The organism is Segatella maculosa OT 289, from assembly GCF_000243015.1.
Lineage (GTDB): Bacteria > Bacteroidota > Bacteroidia > Bacteroidales > Bacteroidaceae > Prevotella > Prevotella maculosa.
Genome location: NZ_JH594502.1, coordinates 351,767 through 371,343, shown reverse-complemented (window position 1 = coordinate 371,343; position 19,577 = coordinate 351,767). Strand labels below are relative to the sequence as shown.

17 protein-coding genes are annotated in these 19,577 nt (G+C 52.0%); 8 read left to right on the top strand and 9 right to left on the bottom strand.

All coding sequences use genetic code 11. The features are described 5' to 3' along the window. Positions 1–26 precede the first annotated feature (26 nt). Positions 27–725: an RNA polymerase sigma-70 factor gene (locus HMPREF9944_RS05695; protein WP_008565081.1), complete on the bottom strand. Its 699-nt coding sequence runs from the start codon at positions 723–725 to the stop codon at positions 27–29. A 373-nt stretch (positions 726–1,098) separates the two neighbouring features. Here HMPREF9944_RS05695 and HMPREF9944_RS05690 point away from each other — a divergent pair, with 373 nt between their 5' ends. From HMPREF9944_RS05690 to HMPREF9944_RS05680, 3 genes are all read left to right on the top strand, one after another. After that, positions 1,099–1,314: a hypothetical protein gene (locus tag HMPREF9944_RS05690; protein WP_008565079.1), complete on the top strand. Its 216-nt coding sequence runs from the start codon at positions 1,099–1,101 to the stop codon at positions 1,312–1,314. Positions 1,315–1,353: 39 nt separating this feature from the next. Next, complete coding sequence (locus HMPREF9944_RS05685; protein WP_008565076.1) at positions 1,354–2,970, top strand: hypothetical protein; 1,617 nt, start codon at positions 1,354–1,356, stop codon at positions 2,968–2,970. 317 nt (positions 2,971–3,287) lie between these two features. Continuing rightward, complete coding sequence (locus HMPREF9944_RS05680) at positions 3,288–3,737, top strand: HU family DNA-binding protein (RefSeq protein ID WP_008565072.1); 450 nt, start codon at positions 3,288–3,290, stop codon at positions 3,735–3,737. Positions 3,738–4,241: 504 nt separating this feature from the next. Here the strand turns inward: HMPREF9944_RS05680 and HMPREF9944_RS05675 are convergent. Further along, positions 4,242–4,712 (bottom strand): MaoC family dehydratase, encoded by a 471-nt coding sequence (locus tag HMPREF9944_RS05675; protein WP_008565071.1) that lies wholly within the window; start codon positions 4,710–4,712, stop codon positions 4,242–4,244. 12 nt (positions 4,713–4,724) lie between these two features. Continuing rightward, positions 4,725–6,473 (bottom strand): phospho-sugar mutase, encoded by a 1,749-nt coding sequence (locus HMPREF9944_RS05670; RefSeq protein ID WP_008565069.1) that lies wholly within the window; start codon positions 6,471–6,473, stop codon positions 4,725–4,727. A gap of 106 nt (positions 6,474–6,579) precedes the next feature. On the opposite strand from HMPREF9944_RS05670, the gene HMPREF9944_RS12730 reads away from it, so the two are divergent. Both HMPREF9944_RS12730 and rlmH read left to right on the top strand, forming a co-directional pair. Further along, positions 6,580–6,861, top strand: coding sequence for a DUF4491 family protein (locus tag HMPREF9944_RS12730; protein ID WP_008565068.1), 282 nt, complete (start codon positions 6,580–6,582; stop codon positions 6,859–6,861). A 1-nt stretch (position 6,862) separates the two neighbouring features. After that, the gene (gene rlmH / locus HMPREF9944_RS05660; protein WP_008565067.1) at positions 6,863–7,333 is read left to right on the top strand and encodes a 23S rRNA (pseudouridine(1915)-N(3))-methyltransferase RlmH; all 471 of its coding nucleotides are present in this window, start codon (positions 6,863–6,865) and stop codon (positions 7,331–7,333) included. Between the two features lie 330 nt (positions 7,334–7,663). Here rlmH and thrS read toward each other — a convergent pair whose 3' ends face one another. After that, positions 7,664–9,613, bottom strand: coding sequence for a threonine--tRNA ligase (thrS, locus tag HMPREF9944_RS05655; protein ID WP_008565065.1), 1,950 nt, complete (start codon positions 9,611–9,613; stop codon positions 7,664–7,666). A gap of 600 nt (positions 9,614–10,213) precedes the next feature. On the opposite strand from thrS, the gene HMPREF9944_RS05650 reads away from it, so the two are divergent. The 3 genes from HMPREF9944_RS05650 to HMPREF9944_RS05640 all read left to right on the top strand — a co-directional run bounded on the left by HMPREF9944_RS05650 (position 10,214) and on the right by HMPREF9944_RS05640 (position 12,833). Beyond that, a complete protein-coding gene (locus tag HMPREF9944_RS05650; RefSeq protein WP_008565063.1) occupies positions 10,214–10,459 on the top strand; it encodes a hypothetical protein in 246 nt (81 codons plus the stop codon). Between the two features lie 61 nt (positions 10,460–10,520). Then, positions 10,521–12,158: a hypothetical protein gene (locus tag HMPREF9944_RS12525; protein ID WP_216594335.1), complete on the top strand. Its 1,638-nt coding sequence runs from the start codon at positions 10,521–10,523 to the stop codon at positions 12,156–12,158. 207 nt (positions 12,159–12,365) lie between these two features. Beyond that, positions 12,366–12,833 (top strand): HU family DNA-binding protein, encoded by a 468-nt coding sequence (locus tag HMPREF9944_RS05640; protein WP_044113396.1) that lies wholly within the window; start codon positions 12,366–12,368, stop codon positions 12,831–12,833. Between the two features lie 467 nt (positions 12,834–13,300). Here the strand turns inward: HMPREF9944_RS05640 and HMPREF9944_RS05635 are convergent, their stop codons facing one another. Genes HMPREF9944_RS05635 through HMPREF9944_RS05615 form a run of 5 tightly spaced genes read right to left on the bottom strand, consistent with a single transcriptional unit; the run spans position 13,301 to position 19,569 of the window. Continuing rightward, on the bottom strand, positions 13,301–14,956 hold the full coding sequence (locus tag HMPREF9944_RS05635; RefSeq protein WP_008565059.1) for a tetratricopeptide repeat protein: 1,656 nt from the start codon (positions 14,954–14,956) through the stop codon (positions 13,301–13,303). Positions 14,957–14,994: 38 nt separating this feature from the next. After that, on the bottom strand, positions 14,995–16,656 hold the full coding sequence (recN, locus tag HMPREF9944_RS05630; RefSeq protein ID WP_008565058.1) for a DNA repair protein RecN: 1,662 nt from the start codon (positions 16,654–16,656) through the stop codon (positions 14,995–14,997). A 6-nt stretch (positions 16,657–16,662) separates the two neighbouring features. Continuing rightward, positions 16,663–17,568: a type IX secretion system protein PorD gene (gene porD / locus HMPREF9944_RS05625; RefSeq protein WP_008565057.1), complete on the bottom strand. Its 906-nt coding sequence runs from the start codon at positions 17,566–17,568 to the stop codon at positions 16,663–16,665. Then, positions 17,525–18,715, bottom strand: coding sequence for a bifunctional phosphopantothenoylcysteine decarboxylase/phosphopantothenate--cysteine ligase CoaBC (gene coaBC, locus HMPREF9944_RS05620; RefSeq protein WP_008565056.1), 1,191 nt, complete (start codon positions 18,713–18,715; stop codon positions 17,525–17,527). The genes porD and coaBC overlap by 44 nt, the downstream gene beginning before the upstream one ends. Further along, a complete protein-coding gene (locus tag HMPREF9944_RS05615) occupies positions 18,709–19,569 on the bottom strand; it encodes a 3'-5' exonuclease (RefSeq protein ID WP_008565054.1) in 861 nt (286 codons plus the stop codon). The genes coaBC and HMPREF9944_RS05615 overlap by 7 nt, the downstream gene beginning before the upstream one ends. Positions 19,570–19,577 lie beyond the last annotated feature (8 nt).

The following is a 19,577-nucleotide window of genomic DNA, read 5'->3' as shown; positions in this document are numbered from 1 at the left end:
AGCGGCAATACCCTAAAATAAGTATTTTAAAGCAATTCTAAGGCAACATACAAAACATACAATAGGAGAAGCGAATAGCGCTTACCTATCTCATGGCAGATAATCTGTCGGGCTTTAAGTTTCAAGCGTTCTACCGTTCGTTCTGAAACCTGAAGCCTTTTCGCGATGGCCGAGGTCTTCTCTTCCTGCAGCTGGCCCATCACGAAAGCAATTCTGTAAGCATCGGGGAGGGAGTCTACAATCTTATTCAATTGCTCTTGCAATTCCTCGTACACAAGAAGCGCATCGGTATCTTTCGTCACAGCCGACTGCAATTTGACATATTCCACGTAGTGTTGCTGAACGGCGTCGTGCTTGAGAACGTTCAAGCATCGGTTCCTTGTAGCAGTCTGAAGGTATGCCCTGACCGAGGTTACCGGCTCTATCTCATCACGGTGTTCCCACAATGCGACAAACACGTCTTCCACAATGTCTTTTACCGCATCAGTATCGGGGATAAAGCGGCCGGAAAACACACACAAGGGTGCGAAGAACGCTTCGAACAGGCTGCGAAAAGCATTCCGGTCGTCGTGTGCTTTCATACGGGTGAACAGCAAGTCGAATTCCGCGTCTTTCTTGTTTCTCGTTATCGTATCGTTCAACGGTATCGGTGGGTTTGTTTCTCGTTGACAAAGGTAGCAAATAACCCGAAACCCTGCAATGATTTCCTCTGGTTTCTTTTTCATTTCGTGGTTTGAAATAAGAGAACGAAGAGATTTTATCCGCTGAAAGTTTGGCAGTTTGAAAAGAAAGCCTTACCTTTGCCGCCAAGATGATATTTTCAATCAACGATAATAAGATGTGTACGGTGATGCAAAGAAACTTTGATTTCTCTGCATCTTTTAACGCTTATTATTTGGCTGGTCCAAATAATTTGCTAACACACACACACACACACACTTAGCGCACCTGGCGTTTAAACGTCTTCACGTACGCGCGCGCGAAGCGCGCGTAACCCCTATAGGCAAAGGACTTTCAAGGAATTCCTTTGTCCCATGAGTCGTGTGTTTTTATGAAGAGAAAATGAACAGATTCAAGAATAAAAAACAGTAAGAAACAATGAAGAAAAAGAAGTATGTCATCCCTGTCTGCGAAGTAATCACGGCAGAAGAAAACTATGGCATCATGGAGGTCACTTCGATGCCCGGACAGCACGAGAAACCTCATCACGAAACTGGTCCTTCGCCCATCGGAGGAGCAAAAAAGTGGGGAGACCTTTGGGAAGACGAAAAGACCTCAGATGATGAAGACGATGAGATGGACGAAGATTTTTAAGCATAATAAACATGTAGGAACTTATTAAAGCATAAAAGTATGAAGAAGTATCAATTCGCTATAATAACATGTTGTGTTTTATCGCTCGGCTTCTCTGCCTGTACTGAAAAGGATTCAGCAGAAGAAGAGAAAGACAACAAGAGAGCCGACAACATGCTAACAACCTTTTTCTCGCGCAACAGTGATGAAACAACAGGAGCAAAGACGCGCACCTCGCTCGATTATGCCTCCGAAAAATGGTTTTGGGAGGCAGGAGACAAAATCTATGCGAAAGACCGAGAAGGCAATTGGCAAGCAAGTACGGTCGTTGACGGCCACAAAGACGAGTTTGCTTTTCAACTGCCCGGTATGTACTCGCCCACAGGCACCGTTGTCTATTATCCCGGTAAGAACGGAAGCAACGACCAAGTGACTATTCCTGCAACACAGCAGCAGAAGCAACCCAACACAACCGACGCGCTCCAGAACTATGGTGAGTGTGGCATGGCCACAGCCGTGCCCGACTGGAAACCCGACGGCCTTGCCTTCACCTTCCAATTGAAACATCAGGCTGCCGTGCTCGCCATTCAGCCTTATACTGTCAACTCGACAATTCAGAACTGCAAACTCACAAAGATTGAAGTCTCTTCTGACAACGACATTGCCGGCACTTTCACCCTTTCACCAATCGGATTGACCGGCTCGGGCAGTAAAACTATCACTTTGGAGACCAAGAGCGATGCAAGCGGCAGCTATCCTGATGGCTTTCCTCTGACGAACACCACTGTCAGCCTTGCTACCAACGGCAGCTATATGGTTATCAAGCCCGGCACACATGCCCTTACGATGCGCTATTGGCTGAAGAACATTGCCACAAACGAGGTAAGCACAGTCGTCAAGACCTATGCTCCCTTCAACTATGCAGCCAACAACTATTACGACATGGCAGCAAATCTGAGCATCAAAGAATATTCGAGTGAAGAATTCTATATGTGGGACGCAACGGAGAATTACAACTATTGGAAAGGGTATGAAAGCGAGCAGCAGTTTCTTGGCCTTAGTGAATATTTAGGGCAGACACCAAGTACCCATTATGCTCAAAACAATTCAGACCAACGTTGGTTTCATGAGGGCGGTGCCACAAGTCCTATCACGGCCACAGCGTCATGCAAGGATTGTCCCAATGCGAATGAACTCTTTTGGTATGTCTTCAGAGGAGACCCGCATTGGGATTTCGATCAAGTGTGGTCTATAAAAGGAAAGGTGTTTAAGGGAGGTCTCTGGATCAAGAAGAAAGCCGCAATCCTGCGAGACAATTCCGACCTGAGTGCCTGGCGTTTTGAGAACCGATATCCCGACAGGTATGGCGTAGACAGGGATATGCGTACGGAGAACGTAGAAGTAGCGAACAATTACGTCTGGGGTAGTGCTGACCCTGTACCTAATATCACAGATTATTTTTTCCTTCCTTTTATAGGTTTCTATAGAAACGGAAGATTGGAAGGACCGATGGGCTATAGTGCTCAGTATTGGTCATCTACAAGCATTGGTAAGACCCCTTATGCGGGTATTCCACAAAACTATGCTTACGCTCTGAAATTTGATATAAATTCCATGTCACCGACAGTAGTTCAGGAGGAGCGTAAAGCTGGTTGCTATATACATAAATTCGAATGATGCTTCCGACGTATTCTTATCGACTTCTTGGCGGGTTATGCTATCACGTTCTTCAAAAACACAGCTGCAATAGGAACGTGGTTGTATTCCCAATAGGAAGCCTCGACCTTTCCCAATAGGAAGACCAAGGTGTTCCCAATAGGAAGACAAGACCTTTCCCAATGGGAACACAAAAGGCTTCTCAATAGGAAGACGAAAGACTTCTCGGTAAGAAGGCAGAAACCTCTCGGCGGAGAGGCAGAATGAAAACAAATTTCGTTAACGGGGCAAGGCCTTAGGACCGAGCCCCACATTTATTCATTTAATACATTAAAAACATGATTATCTTTAAAGTTGTCGAGCGCGTGCTCGGCGTAGGCCCGAAAAAAGGGCAGAAGGCTTATTGTGCAGAACCCAAGGCTCCGAACAAGTTCTCGTCGACGTGGCTCGTGGAGCGCATCGTGCGCGAAACTTCGTTAAGTGAGGGCGACGTGCGCAACGTGCTCATCACGCTGAAAAACATCATCAAGGAGGTGGTCACCCTCGGCGGTTCGCTCGACCTCGGCGACATCTTTTCCATTCGCACTACGATTCCCTCGAAAATGGAGGCTAAGGAAGAAGACGTATGTGCCACCTCGCTCAAGCGTCCCCGTATCCTCGTGCGCTGGAAGCAGCCTATCGCCGAAACGCTGAAGAAAATAGAAGTAGAAGTGGATAACCCGAAGCGGAAGGAAGAAAAGAAGAAGAAGAAAAAAGAGGAAGGGGGAATAGGGCAGCACGGGAATTAAGGAAGACTCACCCCAAAAGCACACACCCCTGACACCCACCCCCGGCCCCTCCCGAAGGGAGGAGAGAAAAGCCTCCCCCCAACCCCCTCCGAAGGAGGGGGAGACCGAGCTTGCGAGGAATTAGTTTGCACGCTGTTTGTGCTCCCCTCCTTCGGAGGGGTCGGGGGAGGTTATTGGGGAGGGCGCACGACTTACCTGTATTTAGTCAAAATCAAAATTCACCTTATGATTAACTCGCTTGTCTGTGTGCCCTCCCCGTTTTAATACACACCCCGGAAGCCTCCCCCGGCCCCTCCAAAGGAGGGGAGAAGCCCACCCCCGACCCCTCCCCGAAGAGGGAGGGGAGTAAAATGCAAATAGACCTTGCGAACACTTTAGTTCTCAAGGCCTATTTTTGTTTATTATGTATTGTTTATCATTAGCCCGCAAGCTTGGGCTCCCCTCCTTCGGAGGGGCCGGGGGAGGCTTTTGGGGGAGGCTTTTGGGGGAGGCTTCTGGAAGAGATTAAGAGTTAGTAAAATAATAAAGGAACGTGGCCTCACCCTCGAGGGCGGGCTTCTTCTCGCCTTCTATCTCAATCTTGAAACCAATCTGTGCCTTGCAGATGCCACGCAGGTTCTCGATGGCATCGAGCGTCGTCACAAGGCGCACGCGACTGCCCGTGAGGACGGGCTTGCCGAAGCGCATTCGGTCCATGCCGTAATTGACCATCATCTTGAGGTTGTTCACCTCGATGATTTGGTTCCACATGTAAGGCAGCAGGGAGAGCGTCAGGTAGCCGTGGGCAATGGTGCTCTTGTAAGGGCTCTCGGCCTTGGCGCGCGCCTCGTCTACGTGTATCCACTGGTGGTCGAGCGTAGCGTCGGCGAAGTTGTTGATGCGCTCTTGGTCTACCTGCAGCCACTCCGACACGCCAAGCTGACGGCCGAGATGCGATGCGAACTCTTCGTATGAATTGACAATTAACTTGCTCATGCTTTATTCTTTTTATTCTAATCCGAGACTCTTTTTGATGGCGTTCACCTTCTCCATGCCCTGTGCGTCGAGTGCGGCATACTCCGAGGCGTGCTTCATTTCGCCCTTCACCTCAAGGTAGAACTTGATCTTCGGTTCGGTGCCCGAGGGGCGCACGCTCACCTTCGTACCGTCGTCGCAGAACCACTGCAGCACGTTGCTCGTGTCGGGCATATCGAGCTTGGTCTTGCTGCCGTCTGCGTGCAGGGCCTCGAGCGACTGGTAGTCTTTCCACAGCACAACCTTACTGCCCCCGAGTTCCTTCGGCGGGTTGTTGCGGAAGTTGGTCATCATCTGCCTGATTTCATCTGCACCTGTCTTGCCCGGACGGACTACATTCACCGTGAACTCCTTCGAGAAGCCATACTCCAAGTAGATATCCATCAGCACGTCGTAGAGCGTCTTGCCTTGGTCCTTGGCCCACGCGCAAATCTCTGCCAGCAGGCTCATGGCCGACACGGCGTCCTTGTCGCGCACGAAGTCCTGTGCAAGGAAGCCATAGCTCTCCTCGCCGCCACCGATGTATTTCTGTTTACCCTCGGAGAGACGAATCTCGCGGGCAATCCACTTGAACCCCGTGTAGCAGTCGCGCATCTCGATGCCCGCCTTATCGGCCACCTTCTTGATGACCTCGGTCGTCACGATGGTCTTCACGATGAAGTCGGTCGGCTTCAACAGGCCCTTTGCCTTGCGGTTGGTGATGATATAATAAAGGAAGAGCAGGCACGTTTGATTGCCGTTGATGAGCACCCACTCGCCCTTGTCGTTCTTGCAGGCCATACCCACGCGGTCGGCATCGGGGTCTGAGGCCATCACGATGTCAGCGTCCAAGGCCTTGGCGTCGCGAATGGCCAGCGCCAGTGCCTCGCCGTTCTCGGGGTTCGGGCTCACCACCGTGGGGAAGTCGCCGCTGCGCACCATCTGCTCTTTCACACAGTGCACATTGTCGAAGCCCCACAACTTCAGGCTCTGCGGAATAGACATCATACCCGTGCCGTGGAGCGGTGTGTAGACTATCTTCAGGTCGTGCTGACGTTTGATTACCTCGGGGTCGATACTCAACGTATGTATCTCGTTCAGGTAAGGCTCGTCGATGTCCTTGCCGATGAGTTGAATGAGCGTCGGATTGCCCTTGAACTTCACGTCCTCCACCTTCACCTTGCCCACCTCGTCGATGATACCTTTGTCGTGCGGAGCCAACACCTGCGCCCCGTCTTCCCAATAAGCCTTGTAGCCGTTATACTCCTTCGGGTTGTGGCTCGCCGTTATATTCACGCCGGCCTGACACCCCAAGTGACGAATGGCATACGAGCACTCGGGCGTGGGCCGCATATCGTCGAACAGATAGACCTTGATGCCGTTGGCCGAGAAGATGTTCGCCACGGTCTCGGCGAACTTACGACTGTTGTTTCGGCAATCGTGACACACGACCACCGCGATATCTTTCTTGCCCTCGAAGTTTTTCTTCAGATAGTTGGCAAAGCCCTGCGTAGCCATGCCCACCGTATAGACGTTCATACGGTTCGAGCCCGCGCCCATGATGCCGCGCAGCCCACCTGTCCCGAACTCGAGATCCTTATAGAAACTTTCGATCAACTCCGTCTTGTCCGTCGCAGCCAGCTGTGCCTCGACCGCCCTCCGCGTCTCCTCGTCAAAGGCCGGAGCAAGCCATTGCTTGGCTTTCGCCTCGCACTGTGAAATAAGTTCTGCACTGTTTGTCATAATCATAAGTATTTAGTTGGTTTAGGGCAAAGATAAGCATTTTCGACGAAAAACCACGTCGTTTCACAACTATTTTTTGTACCTTTGCCGCCTAAAATCACTATATATGTATTTCACAGGCATCATCATCGCCCTCTCCACCTTCCTCATCATCGGCGTCTTCCACCCCATCGTCATCAAGACCGAATACTACTTCGGCACCCGCCCATGGCCCCTCTTCCTCGTCCTCGGCATCGCCTCCATTGCCGCCTCCCTCTGCGTCGCCCACGTCGTATGGTCGTCCGTGCTCGGCGTCCTCGGCGCATCGCTCCTCTGGAGCATCGGTGAACTGTTCGAGCAAAAGAAGCGGGTAGAAAAAGGATGGTTCCCACGCAGAAAGAAACAATGACATGAAGACGCGCCTCATACTCATAGGCAAAACCACCGACAAGCACCTCCTCGCCGGCATCGACGACTATCACCGTCGCATCACACACTACATGCCGTTCGACATCACCGTCGTCCCCGAACTGAAAAACACCAAGAGCCTCAGCGAAGAACAGCAGAAGGTGAGCGAAGGCCACCTCGTCCTGCGCCTCCTCCACCCCACCGACACCCTCGTCCTCTTAGACGAACACGGACCGCAGCACACCTCGACCGCATTCGCCCGCTGGTTGCAGCAAAAGCAGCAGACCGCCCGACGTCTTGTCTTCCTCATCGGCGGCCCCTACGGATTCTCCCCCGACATCTACGCCCGCGCCAACGAACGCCTCTCCCTCTCGCCCATGACGTTCAGCCATCAGATGGTGCGCCTCATCTTCACCGAGCAACTCTATCGCGCCTGCACCATCATCAAGGGCGAGCCCTACCATCACGAATAGCCTTAGCCCACAAGCCGACAAGTCAATGGGTCGACAAGTTGCTTGCCGAACGGACAGGCATATAGAACAACCTGTCCCACGTACGTGGAACATACAATTCCACGTAGATGAAACACACAGTCCCACGTAGATGAAACACACAGTTCCACGTACGTGGAATGCACAGTTCCACATAGATGAAACAGCCGTGGAACTCCTCGTCGACAGAAAGCCCGTGACCGGAGGCGTGGCGACAGCGCATAAGAAAGGCAGACAACAGACACCGCTGCGGGTGTCATGTTGTCTGCCTTACCGTGTGACGCGCCTGTCCTGCAGGGCTGGCGTGAAGGGTCAGTCTAACGTCTTCAGCTGCTCGGCCACCTCGTCGTTGATGCGCTTTGCAAACGCCTCCATCGTCATCGTGGCCTGCTCGCCGCCGCCTTGCTTGCGCATGGAGACGAGGCCCTCGGCGGCTTCCTTCTCGCCCACGATTACCATGTAGGGCACGCGCTTGAGCTCGTTGTCGCGTATCTTGCGGCCGATTTTCTCGTTGCGGTCGTCGATGACGCAACGCACGCCTGCAGCGTCGAGATGGTCGACTACTCGCCTTGCATAGTCATTATATTTCTCAGAGATGGGGAGCACGGCCACTTGGTCGGGCGTCAGCCACAGGGGGAAGTGGCCCGCGGTGTGCTCGATGAGCACGGCCGTGAAGCGCTCGAGCGAGCCGAACGGTGCGCGGTGTATCATCACGGGCGTCTGCTTGGCGTTGTCCTCTGTCGTGTATTCCAGTTTGAAACGGGCCGGCAGGTTGTAGTCCACCTGAATGGTGCCCAACTGCCACTTGCGGCCGATGGCATCCTTGACCATGAAGTCGAGCTTCGGGCCGTAGAAGGCGGCCTCGCCTATCTCCTCGTGTGCCGTGAGGCCTTTTTCCTTGCAAGCCTCGCGAATGGCGTTCTGGCTCTCCTCCCACACCTCGTCGGAGCCGATGTACTTCTCTTTGTCTTTCGGGTCACGGAGGGATATCTGCGCCTCGTAGTTGTCGAAGTGGAACATCTTGAACACCTTGAGAATGATATCGATATTGGCCTCGAACTCGGCTCTCACTTGGTCGGAGCGCACGAAGATATGGGCGTCGTCCTGCGTGAAGCTGCGCACGCGGGTGAGTCCGTGCAGCTCGCCGCTCTTCTCGTAGCGGAAGACAGTGCCGAACTCTGCGATGCGCAGCGGCAGGTCTTTGTAGGAGCGCGGCTTGCGGGCGTAGACTTCGCAGTGGTGGGGGCAGTTCATGGGCTTGAGCATGTATTCCTCGTCCTCTTCGGGCGTGTGGATAGGCTGGAACGCATCTTTCCCGTAGTGGGCATAGTGGCCCGAGGTAACGTAGAGGCTCTTGCCGCCGATGCCGGGCGTGATGACCTCCTGATAGTGATAGGGACGCAGGAGGCTGCGCAGGAGTTCCTGCAGGCGCAGACGCAGTTGCGTGCCTTTCGGCAGCCAGATGGGTAGGCCCTTGCCCACGCGGTCGGAGAACATGAAGAGCTCCATCTCCTTGCCTATCTTGCGGTGGTCGCGCCTCTTGGCCTCTTCGAGCATGACGAGGTATTCGTCGAGCATCTTCTTCTTCGGGAACGTGATGCCGTAGATGCGCGTCATCTGCTCGCGCTTGGCGTCTCCGCGCCAGAATGCGCCGGCCACGCTCGTTATCTTGACGGCCTTGATGAGCCCGGTGGACATCAGGTGCGGACCGCGGCAAAGGTCGGTGAAGCGGCCCTGCGTATAGGTGGAGATGGTGCCGTCTTCCAAGTCCTGTGCAATGTGCTCGCACTTGTAGGCCTGACCGTCGGCCTCGAACTCCTTCAGCGCGTCGGCCTTCGAGACATCTCTGCGCACGACGGGCTCGTCTTTCTTGGCCAGTTCGAGCATCTTGGCCTCGATTTTGGCGAAGTCGTTCTCCGAAATCACCTGCCCTTCGGCCGGCATGACGTCATAGAAGAAGCCGTTCTCGATGGCCGGTCCGAAGCCGAACTGAATGCCGGGATAAAGCTCCTGCAAGGCTTCGGCAAGCAGATGCGCCGACGTGTGCCAGAAGGTGTGCTTGCCCTCTTCGTCCTCAAACTTGTAGAGTGCAATCGTCGCGTCTTCGTTGATGGGGCGGTTCAGTTCTACGGTCTCACCGTTAACCCCGCAAGATACAACGTTGCGGGCGAGAGCCGGCGAGATGCTCTCTGCGATTTGCAAACCGGTAACGCCCTGTTCATACGTGCGAACAGACCCGTCCGGGAAAGTGATTTTAACCATGTTACAAATTAGTTTTATCAATCAATTGTGAGCGCAAAGTTACGCCAAAAGCACGAGATAGCAAAATAACGGGACACATTATTTCACGATTTCTTTGCCGTCTGTGAAAGATTATCTCCCTTTTTCTTTTCTGTTTCCCGAATTTTGTTTACCTTTGCACGCGATGATAAAAAGTAATCATATATATTATAAAGGTGTAAGCCTGATGCAAAGAAACTTTGATTTCTCTGCATCTTTTAACGCTTATTATTTGGCCAATCCAAATAATTTGCTAACACACACACACACACACACACACACACACACTTAGCGCACCTGGCGTTTAAACGTCTTCACGTACGCGCGCGCGAAGCGCGCGTAACCCCAATAAACAAAGGGCTTCTCGGAGTTCCCTTTGTTCGCATTTTCGTGTCCCTTTACGAGCAAAAAATGAACGAAATAACACGGCGAAATGTAGGGACGCACGGCTCGTGCGTCCGCTCAGCGCAGTATGACAGTGTGTGTGACCAAGCAGACAAATTCATAGGCCATTGGAGCGGACGCACGAGCCGTGCGTCCCTACATGCAAACGAAGAGTATCACGCTAAAACGAGATAAAAGATGAACAGAAAACAAACAGAAAAGCGGGTCTATGTGCCTCCCCATATCCGGGTGGTCGAGACGGAAGACTATTGCCGGCTGTTGCTCGGCTCGCATGCAACCGGAGGGCACGAAGATGCCCTTGACGAGGAGTTCGAGCCGTATTCGCCGGGAACGGGCGGCCACGAAGACGCCTTGGACGAAGACTTCGAGCACTACACGCCCAGCTTCGGAGGCCACCACGACGCGCTCGACGAGGGCTGGTAGGCCCCAAGCACAAACCAAGTGAAACGTAAAAACAAGTAAAGAACAATTAAACAAGGAAACAATGAAAAAAGCAATGACATTCCTGTTCCTGCTCGCCGCACTCCTTTCGACGGCAGGTTGTGCAAGCGACGACACTGCGCAGGACAAAGACAACCCGACGGCAGGCGCCACGGCCTTTACCATGGTAGACGAGGCACCTGCACCGCAGTCTGCCAAGAGCCGCACCGCCGGCGAATACACCGGTTCAAAGGTCAAGTTCTACTGGACGGAGAACGACCACCTGTGGCTCAACACCGGCTCTGACGTGATAGAGAGCCACCATTCAAACATCGGCGACCAACTCGCAGCCGGTGGTGGAACCATCACCAAAGTGCCCACGGCCACGTTCTACTTCCACGGCACCTACACCGACCCGAGCTACATTCTGCGCTACACGGGCAAGAACGGCACGAAAGACAAGGTGACCATCGCCCCCATACAGACCCAAAAGCTGCCCCTCGAGGCAACACAGATAGGCGAGTGTGGCGACTGCGGAATAGCCACCGCCACCAAGAACGGCGACCACTACGACTTCACCCTGCGCCACAAGGCCGCCTACTTCACCCTCACACCGTTCTCTTCGGACAGCAAGTTAGTCGGTGGCAAACTCACTAAAATCAAGATAACCGCCGATAAGCCCTTGGCCGGTACTTTCAACTTCGGTGACGCCGGTCTCGACATTGCCACCGCGCCCGCAGGGCCCTCGCAGAGCATCACGCTGAACCTGCAAGGCACAGACGGCAAAGGCTTCACCCTGCCTGCAACTGCCACCCCTGCCGACAACTCCGCAACCTTCGTACTGCCTCCCAACACTTACAATACATTCGACATTGAATACACTGTGACACACCCTATAAGTCATGTCCCCGGAACAGTCACGGTCAACTATACCGCTAAAGACTTCCATGCAGGCGCGAACAAGAAGTTCGCCCCCGACGTTAAAGACGTCGTGTTCCCCGTGCGTTATCTCTTCAGCGACGGAACCACCGGTACATTGGCAGAGGCCGGAGGGCGTACGCCTATCGGCGTGGTCGTCATAGAGAAGACTGCCGGGACAGAAGGAACAGCCATTGCGCTGACAGACGCGACAACACCTGCCACTCACCAAGCATGGGGAAAATTAGGGGTGTCCACACAGTTGCTCAACACAACCCAAAGCACGGACTTCAATACGCAGTTGGCTGACATCGACGGCTATCATTGGACATATGATGCTTCGGGCAGTCAAGACGGAACGGTAAAGGCCAACAATTCGACGCTTGGTTCTTTCTATACTGCCGCCAATTACAACTCAACCACTCCACCTGCTTTCAGTGGCGAACGTCTCGGAAAATGGTATCTGCCCAGTCTCGGTGAATGGGCAAAGGCCTTGAAGTTACTGGCCAAGGTAACCTACTTCCCCACGACAATGGAGGAATACGGCGGTTCAAGCCTTCCTACCACTAAAGGCAAGTTTGATTGGACGACATTGAATACCATCTTTACAGCGGTCGGGGGGACTGCACTTGAGAACTATTGGTATTGGGCAAGCGGAGAATACAACGGTCAGCAAGCTACTGTAGTTTGCTTCGACCGGAGCCCTGCTGACAACATATTCACCTTTGGTACAGATGAAAAGAATTACATCGGTTGCTGTGTCCGCGCATTCATCCATTTCTGATAAACGAGAGATTGAAAACCTGTATTTATTCACTTTAATATTAATCCGTCTGTAAACGTATACCGGCAGTGCAATTTGACGACTTATACTTCCGTGGGGCACGGATTATACTCCCGTAGTCCACGACTTATACTTCCGTACTTTACGACTTATACTTCCGTCGATGCGCACCGTCGGTCCGGTTGCAGACAAAAAACACAAAAAATCATGGCATTTTGGAAAAGAGTCAAAATGAAAATCAACGGACTGTGGTATCCGAAATCAGTCCTTGTGGGTTCGCCCGTAACCACGAAACAGATTGCCGAGCGGCTGTCCAAGGAGTCGACGGTGAGCCTGGCCGACACGTATGCCGTGCTTCTGGCACTGGGCGGCGTTATGGGCGAATACATGGCCGAGGGGCGCTCGGTGAAGCTGGAGGGCATCGGCTCGTTCTACTTCACGGCCACGGCCAACAAGAACGGCGTTGACAAGGAAGAAAAAGTGTCGGCCAACCAAATCAACGGCGTTCGCGTGCGCTTCATTCCCGAGACGCGCTATGTGCGTGGAGCTGCCAGTCGGGTGGCCACCCGTGGCCTGACCGACGCGGTCATCGAGTGGTTGGAATGGAAAGGCGAGGAGAAAAAGAAGAAGAAAGAGAAAAAAGAGGAAGGGGGAATTGGGCAGCACGGGAATTAAGGAGAGCCTCCCCCCAGCCCCCTCCAAAGGAGGGGGAGAAAGCCCACCCCCAGCCCCTCCCAAAGGGAGGGGAGCGCGAACAGCGTGCAAACTAATTCAGTGCAAGCTCGGTCTCCCCTCCTTCGGAGGGGCCGGGGGAGGTTTCAAGGGGAGGGCGCACGACTTACCTGTATTTAGTCAAAATCAAAATTCACCTTATGATTAACTCGCTTGTCTGTGTGCCCTCCCCAATAACCTCCCCCAGCCCCTCCAAAGGAGGGGAGACCGAGCTTGCGGGCTAATGATGGGTAATGTCATTATGAATTGAATAGACCTTGTGAACTAAAGTATTCGCAAGGTCTATTTGCATATTACTCCCCTCTCCTTGGGAGAGGGGTCGGGGGAGAGGCTTCTACTCCCCTCCTTTGGAGGGGTTGGGGGAGGTTTCCGGGGGTCGAGAGTGGTTTTTGGGTGTTTGAGTGAATATCTTACAGCTTCGCGAGATATTCATCGGCGCGCTTATCGCCCAATTCCTTGGCTTTGAGCAGGGCCGTACGTGCCTCTTCCTTGCGTCCGAGCTCGAGCAGGGCCATGCCGAGCAGCAGGTGGCCGTCGGCATAGTCGGGTGCCAGCTCCGTACAGCGACGTGCGGCCTTCTCGGCATCGTCATTGCGACGGACGCGCAGGCTCAACGAAGCCATCTCTGCATAATAGGTTGGTTCGGCAGGACTCGTGATGATGGCGCGGGCAATGTCGTTGAGGGCCTGCAGATACTGGCGGGAGCGTGTCTCGCACTTGTAGCGCAGATAATAGAAGTCGGCCGAGAGGGGCCGTCCCTGCATGAGCGAGTCATAGAGGTTGTAGTCTTTCAGTGCAAGGCGGTATTGCCCCTGTGTGTCGAAGGCCATGCCTCGTGCCAGCACGTAGGGTGCGGCTATCGCGGAGAGTGGCTTAGGACAGGCGGCCACCGCACTGTCGAGCAGTGCCATGACCTCTGTATCGGGTGCCTTGAGCATGGTCTTGCATTGCGCGGCTTCATAGAAAAGCTCACCGCCGCGGATAGAACTCTTGGTGAGGGCAAGGAAGCTATTGAGCGCCTCTTGATAACGACCCTGTGCGTAGATGATTTGTGCCTGTTGGTGACGGTAGATGTCGAGAGGATTGATGGCTTCGGCCTTTCGTGCCTCGTCGAGTGCCTTGTCGAGCGACCACGGCGCGAAAGGCTTGTCGGCATGATAGCGTTGCTTTTGCAAGATGACCTTGGCATATTCGGCGTGGGCCTCGTCTTTCTTGTCGGCTCGTTCGAGGGCCGTCTGCATGACCTTGTCTGCCTCAGCATAGCGACCTGCGTCCACGTAGCTCATGCCCTTGGCCGAGTAGCCCTCAACAGCCTTTGGGAACCGGCTGATGAAGTCGTCGATATAGGCTTGTCGCTTGAGCGAGTCGACCGTCTCCCCAGTCATCATGATGGTGAGGAGTGCCTGATCTTGTTGTTCGGGCAAGGCCGTGCGAATGGCGCAAGTACGCAGCACGGGGTCGTTGAGTGAGAAGGCATTCGCCTTAAGGTCGGCTGCCAATCGGGCATCGGTGGCATACGCTTCGCCGCTCTTCTTGCTCCGTTGGAGCAATCCGATGACTTGTCCTTGGGCATTGACGAAGGGACTGCCGGTGAGGTTCTCGGGGGCGTTTTGTGAGAAGACATAGTAGTTGTAGCGGTTCATGAACTTCTCCACACGGCCGATGTTATATGGGCGTGCTTCGACCTTCGCATTGGAACCGTGCATCAGATAGGTTGTTCCGCTTGCCGGACTTGGGGCGAGCGTGGCGGGAAGCGTGCGGGCATTGATGGTGAACTTACAAACATCGTAGAGTTCGTTGGCACCGATGATGGTCTCCACAGTGTACTGCTTGCCATCAGCATCAATGACGACGGCATGGTCGGCACCCACAAAGGGCGTCCATGTGCTGACGGCCTGTCCGTCGGCCGAGACAAAAATGCCGTGGCCGGAAGCGTGTAGACTTCCATCCTTGTTAAAAGTAGTCAGGGTGAAAACAGATTTGACTGTTTTACGCACGGCAGCCGGTTGGCTCTTCACCGAGAGTGTGAGGAGAAAGACCGTAAAGAAAAGGAGTATCTTTTTCATTGTGTGGAGTAGTTGTTTCTTATTTTGTGATAGGTGTTTCAGGCGTTCTTCAAAAGCGCCTTGGCATTGCTGACGGCCTCGGCCGTGACGTTGCTTCCGCTTAGCATCTGGGCTATCTCTTGTATGCGCTCTTCAGGGGTGAGCCGTTGCATTCGACTGACGGTGCCCTCGGCAGTTTCTTCCTTCGACACCTTGTAGTGGACGGCACCGAGGGCTGCAATCTGTGGCAGGTGAGTAATACTGATGACCTGCCGGTCGTTGCGGCCCATCTCCTGCATAATTTGTGCCATCATCTCGGCTACGCGTCCGCTGACACCGGTGTCTATCTCGTCAAAGATGATAGTGGGCAGCTTGACCGCTCCGCTAATCATGGCTTTCAAGGAGAGCATGACACGGGCAATCTCACCTCCTGAGGCCACTTCGCTAATGGGCTGAAGAGGCGTGCTGCGGTTGGCACTGAAGAGGAAAGCAATCTTGTCACGGCCGTCTTCGGAGAGTTCTTTGGTGGTAAACTGTATTTGGAACCTTACATTGGGTATGCCCAACGGCACAAGACGGCTCGCCATTTCTTTCTCTACCAGTAGGGCGGCTTTCTCGCGTTTCTCGGTCAGGCAGGCAGCCTTGTCTAAACAGTCTTTTCGGAGCTGCTCCACACGTGTCCGGGTTTCTTCGAGCAGTTCGTCTGAGTTATCGATGTTGCCGAGTTTCCGTTCGAGGTCGTCCCTGATTTGCAGGAGTTCTGCTATGGTTGATACGTGGAACTTCTGCTGGAGCGAATAGATGGTGTCAAGTCGCTCGTTGAGTTGGTCAAGACGTGCTGGGTCGAACTCCAAGTGGTCTGCGTCGCGACCGATTTCCGATGCGATGTCTTTGAGTTCTATATGACAGTTGTCGAGTCGTTCGGCCAGTTCTCGGGCATCGGGGAATACGTGTTCGATGGCATGCAGACGGGCTGCGGCTCGTTTCACCTGTTCCACTGCCCCTTGCACTTCACCGCTTAAAAGGTTGTCACTGTCGGAAAGGGCTTCCTTGATTTCCTCGGCATGGGAGAGCTGTTCGGACTCTTGTTCGATGCTCTCTTGTTCGTCAACCTTCAGGCCGGCCTTGTTGATATCGTTGAACTGAAAACGCATGAACTCTTCGTTCTCCCTGCCTTGTGCGATATTCTCTTCCAACTGTTTCAGGTCGGCCTGCGCCTTTTTATAAGCGGCGAAACTTTCCCGATAGGCATTGCATTCTTTGCTGTCATGGGCAATGATATCCACTACGTTGAGTTGAAAGTTTTCCTTTTGGAGCAAAAGGTTTTGATGCTGGCTGTGAATGTCTACCAGCATTTCACCCAACTCTCTCATAAGACCAAGTTGCACGGGGAGGTCGTTGATGAAAGCCCGGCTCTTTCCGTTCTTGTTGATTTCGCGTCGGATGATGGTATCTTCTGACTCATAATCGATATCGTTATCTGCAAAGAACTGCTCCATGTTGTAGTTGGATAAGTCAAAATGTGCCTCAATCACACATTTGTCTTCGTCGGCTTTGATGACTTTCGTGTCGGCTCGCTGACCAAGGAGCAGGTTGATCGCACCGAGAATAATACTCTTTCCAGCACCGGTCTCACCCGTGATAACCGAGAAACCACTGTTGAAAGTGATGTTCAGTTCATCTATCAGCGTGAAGTTCTTAATGTATAGTTGTTTCAGCATATACTGTTATTGTTTTATCTTCTCCCATGAATTATTTTGGCTGGCATTGATACTGAAGAGTAGCCCATAGACACTTTCCTTTTCCTTCTGGGTACCTTTGCCTTGATAGATGGCAGCGAGCTCTTCTTTCTTGTAGTCGGTCCATATCTGCGGTAGCATACTCAGTGGCCGATTCTCGTGGGCCTTGCGGAGATTGGCCTCGAGTGCAGAGGAAATATTGACACGCGCCTTCTCTGTGTTGTTGGCCATCTGGTCGAGCCCTGTGCGATAGTAATCATATTGCAGTCGGCGGAAAGGAGAAAGTGCTTCGTCCATGTAGTCATTGATGATGGCATACCGGTTACGATTGTCATCAAAACTCTTCCAACCAGTGAAGTTCAGATTCTGGGCATTGTTTGCTACATTGAGGCATCGTTGTAGAATATCAGTTCCCCCTAAAGGCGAGAAACTATCAAGATCGATACCGATAATGAGGTAAGCATAATAGGCACAGAGTGCTATGAGTTGGTTGTCGATATGTTCTTCGTTGAAGTCAAGCTGGCTGAACGCGGCAAACTCGAAATCGAAGTCATTGTCGACATTATTATATAAGGTAGTCGTGTAGGACGAATTGTACACCGGACGGTTGGCCTGTATGATGGCCTTGCAGGTGAAAAGATTACTCGAAGGGTCATATTTGGTAACAGTTATATTGAAACTGCACGGTATTCGTTCTTTCTTCTGAAATTGGAGAGCCGTCCATTTCCTGTCGTTGAGAAATCGCTCAAGAGTTGTTTGCAGGTTATCGAACACGGTCTTGTCGGTTCCTTGTATTTGGGAATAGTTGACATTGACTGTGGCCTGTAGCTCTTGTGCCATGAGCAAACCACTATAGAAGAGTAGCCAGCTCGTCAACAATATCTTTAGCAACATCGATTTTCGGCTTTTTGGCATATTCTTTCTTTCCTTCCCTGTTGATAATCGTTATTTTGTTCTCGTTGTTTTGGAATGTCGTACCGAGATTGCGTGTAGAGTTTAGTACGATAAAGTCGGCATGTTTTCTTTCCAATTTTCGTCGGGCATTACTCTCTTCGTCATTGGTTTCAAGGGCAAAAGCAATAAGATGCTGTTCATTGGTCTTCATCTTCCCAAGCGTGGCTGCAATATCGCGCGTGGGTTTCAGGCGGATAACCAAGTCCTCTTTTTCTCGTTTGATTTTATAATTAGCCACATTTTCCGGTTGAAAATCAGCCACAGCTGCACACAAAATAGCGACATCTTGATGTGGAAAGATTGTGATAGCCTGTTCATACATTTCCTCACAACTTTCGATATCTATTCTTTTGATACCTTTAGAGCAGGATAAAACCACCGGGCCACTTATCAACGTTACTTCTGCACCACGCTGATAGCACTCTTCAGCCAAAGCAAAGCCCATCTTTCCACTTGAATAATTACCGATGAAACGAACCGGATCAATTTTCTCATACGTTGGACCGGCCGTAATCATGATACGTTTTCCTTTCAAATCATCTGCCGAACTGAAAAACATTTCGAGTGTCTCAACTATCTTTTCTGGTTCTTCCATACGCCCTTTTCCTTCAAGACCGCTGGCAAGAAAACCACTTACGGGCTCGATGATGTGATTGCCATAGGCTTTCAGTTGTAAGAGGTTGGCCTGTGTTGAATGATGTTGATACATGTCAAGGTCCATTGCCGGAGCAATGAATACAGGGGCTTTCATGCTGAGATAGGTCGTGATGAGTATGTTATCGGCTATTCCATGCGCCATTTTACCCAATGTGCTTGCCGTGCAGGGAGCTATGAGCATGGCATCGGCCCATAAACCAAGGTCCACATGCGAGTTCCATGTACCGTCACGTTGAGCAAAAAACTCACTGACGACAGGCTTTCGAGTCAGTGCAGAGAGTGTAATCGGCGTGATGAACTCTTTTCCAGACGGCGTGATGACGACTTGCACCTCAGCACCACGCTTGATGAGTTCCCGAATAACGAGACATGACTTATAAGTAGCTATGGAGCCTGTGATTCCCAATACGATCTTTTTCCCTTTCAGCATGAGCGGTTGTTGAATTCTCTCAGTCGGATACGTGTCAATACTTGTTTGGTGTTATTAGGAAATTCGGCTGCCAACATCCAAGAATAATATCCCGGGTCTTTCTTCAACACCTCGGCCACGGGCATATCCTTGTATTTTCCGAAATTGAATATCTCTTGCATTTGCGGTTTCCCGTCTTTATCAGTCAAAGGCTTTCCGTCTTTTCCGTTCACGGGTGCCCACACGATACGCCCTGCAAAGTCTACATTATCGTTCTGTTTGGAGAATTCTGCCAGATAGTCCATGTCGTTGGGCAAGATGCGGTCAGTATCTTCCTGCCTTTCTGTTGTGTACATATCAAGTTCACCCATCAGCACGCGGTAGGTCGCCTCGGTGTCTTGGTCAGCACGATGGGCCTCAAAGTCTTCTTCCATCTTCCGTCCACAATAGAATTCGTAGGCTGCTGCCAAATTCCTTCTTTCCATTTTATGGAAGATGGTCTGTGCATCGATAAGACGGCATTTGGAAAAGTCGAAATCAACACCTGCACGCAGAAACTCTTCGGCCAGCAAGGGCACATCGAAGCGGTTCGAATTGAAGCCTGCAAAATCACAGCCCTTGAACGTTTCGGCTAAGGTTGTGGATAGTTGTTTGAACGAGGGAGCATCTTTTATGCGCTCGTCATCAATGCCGGTAAGATCGCTGACAAACTCCGGTATGTGTCTGCCCGGATTGACAAGAAAGTTATTGCGCTCCTCTGTCCCATCAGGATAAATCTTAATATAGGACAGTTGGATGACGCGGTCGTTTACAATATCAAGCCCCGTAGTCTCAAGATCGAAGACTACGAGGGGCTTAGTAAGATTTAATTTCATTTTCTAAA